This window comes from Streptomyces sp. NPDC048361 (genome assembly GCF_040651795.1).
Lineage (GTDB): Bacteria > Actinomycetota > Actinomycetes > Streptomycetales > Streptomycetaceae > Streptomyces.
On record NZ_JBEZKW010000118.1, the window covers coordinates 1 to 7,037 of the forward strand.

Here is a 7,037-nt window from a genome sequence, read left to right on the forward strand (position 1 = left end):
GGGGTCTGCACGACGGCGGGGGTGAGAAGGGGGGTGGGCACGACGTGGGCAGGGGTGACGAGCGGGGTCTGCACGACGGCGGGGGTGAGAAGGGGGGTGGGCACGACGTGGGCAGGGGTGACGAGGGGATGGGCAGCGGTGGGCAGGGCGTGGGACGGTGCCCGGGAGGCGTGCCGTCAGGCCTCGCGTACGGCCACCGCCAGATAGCGCTCGTCCTCGTCGGCGTACGACCGCAGCAGCCAGCCGGCCGAGGCGAGCAGGGGGCGCAGGCGGGGCTCGGCGCGAAGGTCGTCGTCACTGGGAAGGCGGCCGTGGCGGGCGGCGAGCGCAGCCCGGCCGATGGGGTGGAACAGGGCGAGCCGGCCGCCCGTCCGCGTGACCCGCGCCAACTCCCGCAAGTCCTGTGCCGGTTGGAGTAGGTGCGAGATCAACCCGGCACCGAAGACCACGTCGAGGCAGGCGGAACGCAGCGGCAGCCGACTCACGTCGGCGCGCAGTAGCGTGGCGTACTGGCCGCGGTCGGCCCGGGTGGCTTCGGCGAGCATCTCGGGCGTGAGGTCCGCGCCGATGACCGTGCCCCGTGGGCCCACCGCGTCCCGGAGCGCCGACAGGGCACGGCCGGTGCCGCAGCCCGCGTCGAGGACGGCGCAGCCCTGCGCGAGCCCCAGCTCCGCGATGGCCGCGGCATAGGCAGGCCCGTCGTCGGGGAACTTGCGGTCCCAGTCGGCCGCTCGGGCGGCGAAGAATTCCTGAACGTGCGCGCGGTCTTCGGCCATGCCGCCATGATCCCCCACACCTGGCCCACCCGGCCCCACGCCCACACCCCGCGAGACCCGCGCACGTCAGGGGGGGTTAAGGTGACGCGCTCATGGTCCAGGGCGGGGAGAGCAGGCACGATGAACCGGGAAAAGTTGTGGTTGGTGACCATCGGCGTCACGGCAGCCATAGGGGTCCTTTCAGCGTGTTCGGGCTCCGGCGGTGGCGCGGGTTCCGGGTCTACGCCTTCGGCGAGCGCCTCCTTGCTCGCCGACTCCGTGGATCCGGTGTCCGCGAAGGCCGCGAGGGTCGCGACGGCCGAGAAGGTCAAGTCCGCCGTCGAGTCGAAGCTCTCCCTGGACGAACCGCGATTCGGCTCAGGCAGCAAATCACCCTGTGCGACGGCGTCGGCCGAGATGTTCACGCAGAAGTGCGCGGACGCGGCGAAGGCGACGGATGCGGACGCTTCGTTCGCCCTGACGCAGATCAGTGGACCGGGCGGTTTCGCCGCCCTGCGTTCCGTCGTGGGGAAGATCCAAAAGGCCTCCGCCACGTACCAGGAGCTGGGCTGCGCGACGAACCCGACGAAGACCGCCACGCGCCGGGCATGCCTGGAGCCGGCGGCCGTCCTCGCCCAGGGCTTCCCGGACCTTCGCGACGGCGCCAACCTCGGTCTGGCCGGGAAGTAGCCGCGTCCAAGGAGTTGCTGGCGCCGGCGGTCTCCTGGCGTTTTCATCACGCGACGCCGGTGTCTCCCGGCGCTCGTGGCTGCTGGCGCCCGGGCCCGCGTCTCCTGGCGCCCCGCCTCCCGGCGCGTGCGTGCGGCGACGCTCGGCACGGGTGTTGCGGCATGGGTGCGCTCCGGCATGGGTGCTCCGGTGCGGCTGCCCGGTACGGATGTCCGGCTGCCTGGCACGGCTGCCCGGTACGGATGTCCGGCTGCCTGGCACGGATGCCCGGCACGGATGTCCGGCTGCCTGGCACGGATGCCCGGCACGGATGTCCGGCTGTCCGGCACAGATGCCCGGTACGGATGTCCGGCTGTCCGGCACAGATGCCCGGCACGGTTGCCCAAGTACGGATAGCCCCGATACGCACGTGCCGGGGCGGTTCGTTGACGCGCCCGGCGCGCCCCCGGCGCACGCCCCTGCTGTGCGGTCGGCGCATGCCCCGGCCCGCCGCCCGCGTGCGACTCACCGGCGTCCTACACCGCTTGCCCGCGGCGCGCCGGTGGTGAAGGGTGGCAGGAGAACGGGGAAACGGGGAATTGCATGAGCGGGGAGGCCTCACATGGCACTGAGTAAGGAACTCGACTGGCTGCTCGACGACATGACCCGGCGCGTCGAGCACGTGCGGCACGCGATCGTGTTGTCCAACGACGGGCTGGTCACCGCCGCCGGAGCCAGCCTTGAGCGCGAGGACGCGGAACACCTGGCCGCGGTCGCCTCGGGACTGCACAGCCTCGCCAAGGGTTCGGGCCTGCACTTCGGTGCCGGCAAGGTTCGCCAGACCATGGTCGAATTCGACGAAGGCGTCCTGTTCGTCACCGCGGCCGGAGACGGCAGCTGTCTGTGTGTGCTCAGCTCCGCGGAGGCCGACATCGGCCAGATCGCGTACGAGATGACCCTGTTGGTCAATCGCGTGGGCGAGCACCTCTCGGTCGCCGCCAGGCAGCAGGGGGACTATGGCGACTTCGGGGCCGCACGCCGCTGAACTGGGCTTACGTGGGCCCGCATTGACCATCGGATGAGTTATCCACAGGCCGAGCGGAATGTCGGCGCGGCGGGTTACGGTCGTCACCGAGAGTATTCGTTCCGAGTGCTCGTTCCTCACGGGGGAGGATCCGATGACCCTAGTCACCACCAAGAACGCCACCGTGCCCGTTGTGGCCGCAGGCGCGGCACCGGCGGCACCACCGGCCGAGCGGCGGCTCGCACCGGGTGCCGCCGCCCGCGAACTGGAGCTCAGGCGCGGCGAGTTCGAGCTGGCCGTTCAGCTCGGACACGTTCGCACCGTGCCGGACCCGGGCGGCGGCCATCGCCGGGTCACCGCGCGTGAAGTTGCCCGGCTCAGAGCCGCGGCGGACTTTCCCGAGGTTCTGCGCGAGAAGGTTCGGACCGTCGGCACGAGCGAAGGCGCCGATCTGCTGGGCGTCGCGCCCGGCCGCTTCACCAAGCTGGCCCGCACCGGCCGCCTCACACCGGTGCGCTGCTATCTCAACCGATACCGGGCGGTCGTCTGGCTCTACCTGGCGGACGAGGTTGTCGAACTGGCGCTGCGTGAACCGGAGTTGCTGAGCGGCCGGCATCCGGAGCCCGACGGTTCGCAGGACTGGAGAGCGCGCAACTGGCGCAGCCGCAGGATCGCCATGCTGCACCGACAGAGCGACGACCAATGGGAGCTGGCCGCCGCGATCGCGTCCGCCCTCGACGGCGCGCACCTCGCCGAAATCGTCCGGGACCCCTATGAACGGGCCTGCCTGAGACGGCTCTGCCCCGACACGTTCCGGGTCCATCCCGAGTCCGCGATCGCCCAGGGTGTCGTCGACCGGCTGCTCTTGGCCGACGAGCCGGACGAGATCGCTTGGTACCGATCGCGTCTCGTGGAGGCGCTCGCGGACGCCCGCGACCAGTGCCCTGCTCCGCGCCCGGCCGGGGACGCGGTGGCGGAGCGGGGCGCCCAGGCAGGCGGGGGGCCTTCGGAGCCGGGCGACTTCGGACCGGCGGGCCCCCATCACATCGCTTCCGCGCCGCATCGCGCCCCGCGGGAGGGCGAGTCGAAGGCGGAAGGAGCGCCCGTACAGCGAAGTCTGCTGAGGCGGCTACGGCGGCGAAAGTAGCCGGGCCGGGGTGGGGGGCGACCCGGCCGGGGTTCATGACATCCTGTGACGTCACAGCTCGCCGGACGGGATCGGCGGACGTCCGGGCGTTACGGGGAAGGTCGATGAGGCTCTGCTTCCTGGTGGAAGAGCACTACCGCCATGACGGCATGCCCGTGGAGGTGATTCGCCAACTCGACGCCTGGGGCCACCAGGTCGACGTGGTGCGGCCCGGCGGCTCACTGCTGCGGATGTCCGAAGCGGTCCGCGCCGGCAGCCACGATGCCTGGGTGCTCAAAACCGTCTCGGGCGGTCCGGGGCTTCCGCTCCTGGAGGCCGCCGCCGCGGTCGGCTTGACCACGGTCAACGACGTGCGGTCCATCCGCGGGGTGCGGGACAAAGCGCTCGCCGCCGCCATCGGGCGCAGCCGCGGCCTCCCGGTGCCGATGACGTACGCGGCCGCCCGGCCCGAACTGCTCATGGAGATAGCCGAGTCGGAGTACCCGCTGGTGGTGAAGCCCGCCGACGGAAGCTCCGGGCGGGCCGTCCATCTCGTCCCCTCGCGGGAGCGGCTGGCCTTGATGCTGCCCTCGCTCGCCGGGGAGGGGATGCTCATCGCCCAGCCTTACGTCCCCAATTCCGGCATCGATCTGAAGGTGTACTGCGTCGGGGGAGAGCTGTACGCCACCGAGCGCCGCTCACCGCTCCACCCGGACCGGGGCGTCCGCGAACGGCATGTGCCGCTGCCCGCCGAAGTGGCTGCCATCGTCGACCAGGTCGGCGCGGTGTACGGCCTCGACCTGTACGGCGTGGACGTGCTGCTCGGCCCGGACGGGCCGGTGGTCGTCGATGTGAACGACTTCCCGAGTTTCCGTCAGGTGCCGGACGCGGCGGCCAAGGTCGCCAGGGCGGTGCTCGAACTGGCACGCACGGGCAGTGCGGTCGCCGCCGCGGCCTTCGTCTCGGGCGTGGGCCACATACCGAACCAGGTGTTCGGGAGCGACGGGCCGGCCGCCGAGGCCCGGCCGATCCGGACTTCGGCGGGGGCGGCGGGCGAGGTCCGGTGAGGTCTGATGCGTAGGGCGGAGCCGAGCGGGCGACAGCGAGGCGGCTCCGCAAGGGTGCCGGAGCAGCGCGTAAGCGACACGACGGCGCAAGGGCGCGAGCGCGTGGGCGAGGCGATGGCGTGCGGAAGGGAGGGGGTGGACGGCGCGACGGCGTGCGGACGGGAGGGGGTGGACGGCGCGATGGCGCGCGGACGCGAGCACGTGGGCGACGTGACGATGGTGGGGCGAGGGAAAGTGGGGGAGTCGAGGACGGTCGGATTCATCACGCCGGACCCGGACCATCCGCTGCTCGCCGCCACTAAGGAACTCCTGGGCCGGGAGCACCGGGTCGTGACCCTTCACCCGGAGACGGCCGACCTGTCGCTGCCGGGGCCGGTGGCGGACGTCTACCTGCTCAAGTCGCGTACGCCGCGCGCTCTCGTGCTGGCACGGGCGCTGGAGTCGCGGGGAGTGCCGGTCATCAACTCGGCCGAGGCGACCGAGGTGTGCCAGGACCGCACGTTCATGGCCGAGTTGGCCGAAGAGGCGGGGCTGCCGTTCGCCGCGACCCGCACATTCGGTTCGCTCACCGAGCTCGTCGAACTCGCCGACTTCACTACTTCCGCCGGGCGCGTCGAGTTTGCTTCCCCCGGGGTGTCGGCGAGCCCGCTCGTGGTGAAGAGCCGTCACAGCAGACGGCACGACCTCGTGACCCGCGTCGACGACCCGACACGGCTGGCCGAGCTGGCCGGAGTGTGGGGGGACGAGCCGGTCGTGGTGCAGGAGTTCGCGGAGAACAGCGGGTACGACCACAAATTGTGGGTGATCGATGGGACGGTCTTCGCTGCACTGCGCCGCTCTGAGCTCGCTCCCGAGGGGCGCGGTACGACAGTGTCGCTCGCCCTCGGTGAACTGCCGTGCGGCTGGGCTGAGTTGGCGGTGGCGGTCGGCGAGGTGTTTCGCCTCGACGTCTACGGGGTCGATGTCATCGACACGGGGGAGGGCACCCCGCTGATCGTGGACATCAACGCGTTCCCCGGAATACGGGGCCAGGCAGGCGCCCCGGAGGCCCTGGCGGCACTGGCGCTGCGCAGGGCCCGAGACGCGGTCGTGGCGGTCTGAACGTCATGGTGGTCGGGGTCGGCCGCACAGCAGGACCCGTTGTCGGGACCTTCGATTCGTCGACCACGTCGACCACGTCGGCCAGGTCGGCCATGTCGGCCACGTCGGCCGTTTCGATCCTGCCCCGGCGCCTCGAATCTGGTCCCGGTCGCGCGTGCGGCTGTCCGACCTCGCCGAGGTGATGAGCCCGGCAGGGGCGCCAACCCCCGCCGAGCCGTCTTGCACGCGCGTCGACTGGCATGCGAGTCGATCGGCATGCGTGGTGACTGGCATGGGCGCCGCCGGGCATGCGTGCAGCCCGGGGCGCGGGTCGCCCGGAGTGCGTGCCGTCAGGGGTGCGGCGTCAGGGGGGGTGACGTCAGCTGGTGGTGTGTTGCAGCACCGTGTTCCATGCGGTGATCACCGGACGCCCGTGCTCGCGTCCCAGCCGGGACATCGCCCCGGTATCGAGAACGACCAGCGCGCCGCCCGAGGGCGGGAGGCCCAGGTAGCGGGCGGTCAGGACGCGCAGGAAGTGGGAGTGGGCGATGAGGACGACGTCTTCGTCGCTCCCCTGCAGCGTAGGCGCGGCCTCTGCCAGCACGCGGTCGGCCCGCTCGGCCACCTCCGCGGGGCTCTCGCCGGGGTGTTCGGCGGGGCCGGGCGCGACCCCGTCGGTCCACAGGTTCCAGTCGGGGCGGCTGCGGTGGATCTCTTCCGTGGTGATGCCCTCGTAGCCGCCGTAGTCCCATTCGTGCAGATCGGGGGTGATTCGGGTGTTCTTGACCCCCGCCAACTCCGCGGTGTGCTTGGCCCTTTGGAGCGGGCTGACCAGAGCGAGCCCGATGGGCCGGTCGGCGAGCAACGGCGCCACTGCGCGCGCCTGCTCTTCTCCGTGCGCCGTGAGCGGCAGGTCGGTGTAGCTCGTGTGCTGTCCCGACAGCGACCATTCGGTCTCCCCGTGACGTACGAGGATCAACTCACCCATGGCTGTGTATTCCGTTCTCCCTGTGCGTCCCCCGGACCGGTCTCGCCCCGGCCATACGCGGGGACAACCCTAAAAGAGGCGCGGGCATTCCGTGCGGACGGCCCTGTCGGACGTCGGATACGTCACGCGGAGTAGGAGCAGGGGCAGGGGGTATGCGTCAGGGCGCGGGCGCAGGTGCACCAGGGGCACAGCCGGCCCCCGGTCCTCGTCCCACGGGGCGGGGCCTGACGATGCGCCCCAGCCGGCCGGCCGGCCGGCGCCTGGTTCCGGTCCCTCACCGACCGTTCGCTGCGCGGGGACAGCGACGCGCGCATGGGCTGGCTCGTCA

The 7,037-nt window shown here is 71.8% G+C and carries 7 protein-coding genes; 5 read left to right on the forward strand and 2 right to left on the reverse strand.

Annotated elements, in window-relative coordinates; genetic code table 11:
* Positions 1–176 precede the first annotated feature (176 nt).
* Positions 177–776: a class I SAM-dependent methyltransferase gene (locus AB0D31_RS34235; RefSeq protein WP_362730705.1), complete on the reverse strand. Its 600-nt coding sequence runs from the start codon at positions 774–776 to the stop codon at positions 177–179.
* Positions 777–1,019: 243 nt separating this feature from the next.
* Between AB0D31_RS34235 and AB0D31_RS34240 the strand changes: the two genes are divergently transcribed.
* The 5 genes from AB0D31_RS34240 (at position 1,020) to AB0D31_RS34260 (ending at position 5,742) form a co-directional block, all read left to right on the forward strand.
* Complete coding sequence (locus AB0D31_RS34240) at positions 1,020–1,445, forward strand: hypothetical protein (RefSeq protein ID WP_362730708.1); 426 nt, start codon at positions 1,020–1,022, stop codon at positions 1,443–1,445.
* A gap of 601 nt (positions 1,446–2,046) precedes the next feature.
* On the forward strand, positions 2,047–2,469 hold the full coding sequence (locus AB0D31_RS34245) for a roadblock/LC7 domain-containing protein (protein ID WP_362730710.1): 423 nt from the start codon (positions 2,047–2,049) through the stop codon (positions 2,467–2,469).
* Positions 2,470–2,602: 133 nt separating this feature from the next.
* On the forward strand, positions 2,603–3,595 hold the full coding sequence (locus AB0D31_RS34250; protein ID WP_362730713.1) for a DUF6397 family protein: 993 nt from the start codon (positions 2,603–2,605) through the stop codon (positions 3,593–3,595).
* A gap of 104 nt (positions 3,596–3,699) precedes the next feature.
* Positions 3,700–4,641, forward strand: coding sequence for a hypothetical protein (locus tag AB0D31_RS34255; protein ID WP_362730716.1), 942 nt, complete (start codon positions 3,700–3,702; stop codon positions 4,639–4,641).
* Between the two features lie 216 nt (positions 4,642–4,857).
* Positions 4,858–5,742: an alpha-L-glutamate ligase gene (locus tag AB0D31_RS34260; RefSeq protein WP_362730722.1), complete on the forward strand. Its 885-nt coding sequence runs from the start codon at positions 4,858–4,860 to the stop codon at positions 5,740–5,742.
* Between the two features lie 358 nt (positions 5,743–6,100).
* Here the strand turns inward: AB0D31_RS34260 and AB0D31_RS34265 are convergent, their stop codons facing one another.
* Complete coding sequence (locus AB0D31_RS34265) at positions 6,101–6,709, reverse strand: histidine phosphatase family protein (RefSeq protein ID WP_362730719.1); 609 nt, start codon at positions 6,707–6,709, stop codon at positions 6,101–6,103.
* Positions 6,710–7,037: the final 328 nt, after the last annotated feature.

What these genes read in the sequence shown, in the direction of transcription:
- AB0D31_RS34235 (WP_362730705.1), bottom strand. Translation starts at nt 776, where the DNA reads ATGGCCGAAGACCGCGCGCACGTTCAGGAATTCTTCGCCGCCCGAGCG.
- AB0D31_RS34245 (WP_362730710.1), top strand. Translation starts at nt 2,047, where the DNA reads ATGGCACTGAGTAAGGAACTCGACTGGCTGCTCGACGACATGACCCGG.
- AB0D31_RS34250 (WP_362730713.1), top strand. Translation starts at nt 2,603, where the DNA reads ATGACCCTAGTCACCACCAAGAACGCCACCGTGCCCGTTGTGGCCGCA.
- AB0D31_RS34255 (WP_362730716.1), top strand. Translation starts at nt 3,700, where the DNA reads ATGAGGCTCTGCTTCCTGGTGGAAGAGCACTACCGCCATGACGGCATG.
- AB0D31_RS34260 (WP_362730722.1), top strand. Translation starts at nt 4,858, where the DNA reads ATGGTGGGGCGAGGGAAAGTGGGGGAGTCGAGGACGGTCGGATTCATC.
- AB0D31_RS34265 (WP_362730719.1), bottom strand. Translation starts at nt 6,709, where the DNA reads ATGGGTGAGTTGATCCTCGTACGTCACGGGGAGACCGAATGGTCGCTG.